The organism is Anaerotruncus sp. 1XD42-93 (genome assembly GCF_009917605.1).
Lineage (GTDB): Bacteria > Bacillota > Clostridia > Oscillospirales > Ruminococcaceae > Anaerotruncus.
The window spans coordinates 1-603 of the sequence record NZ_QZEG01000228.1 but is presented as its reverse complement, the minus strand read 5'-3'; the positions used below and the strand labels follow the sequence as shown (position 1 = coordinate 603).

The 603-nt window shown below is 49.8% G+C and carries 1 protein-coding gene; it reads left to right on the top strand.

Annotated elements, in window-relative coordinates; translation table 11 throughout:
• A partial coding sequence (locus tag D5269_RS18175) for a tyrosine-type recombinase/integrase (RefSeq protein WP_166545255.1) occupies positions 1–255 on the top strand: 255 nt, incomplete at its 5' end.
• Between the last annotated feature and the right edge of the window lie 348 nt (positions 256–603).

The following is a 603-nucleotide window of genomic DNA, read 5'->3' as shown; positions in this document are numbered from 1 at the left end:
GGAAAAGGGATGAGCCGCCGCCAGATCTGGGCGGAGATGAAGTCGCTCTGCGAAAAGGCGGGGGTTGCACCGTCCAAGGTCTTTCCGCACAATCTGCGGCACCTGTTTGCCCAAACCTTCTATCGGGTTTGCCGGGATGTGGCAAAGCTGGCGGATGTGTTGGGCCATTCCAGTATTGAAACAACCCGGCTCTATCTCATCTCCACCGAAGCGGAGCATGTCCGACAGATGGAACGGATGGGTTTGATCTGTTAAGAGAGATGCAACAGAATTAATAACCTGTTTCAAAACAGGGGCGAAAAAAAGCGACTCCCACGATAAATGATCGAAGATCATGGTTATCATAGCATAAAAACCTCGATATGACAAGTGGAAAAGCTGTTTTTCTGCGCGACAGATAACGCCGGACAAAGCGTTCTTTCTCCGGCATATATTTGTTTGCCTTCCTTCTTCAGGCCGCACCTTTGGGTGCGGCTTTTTTCTGTTTTGGAGCGCTGAAAGACAGCGCCCCTTCATGCAGTGAATCTCAATCTATTAATTTTGTGATGAATGTTTGGAAGGAGGAAGCAGCGTGCCCCAGACGAGGCAGCATATACAGGGAGA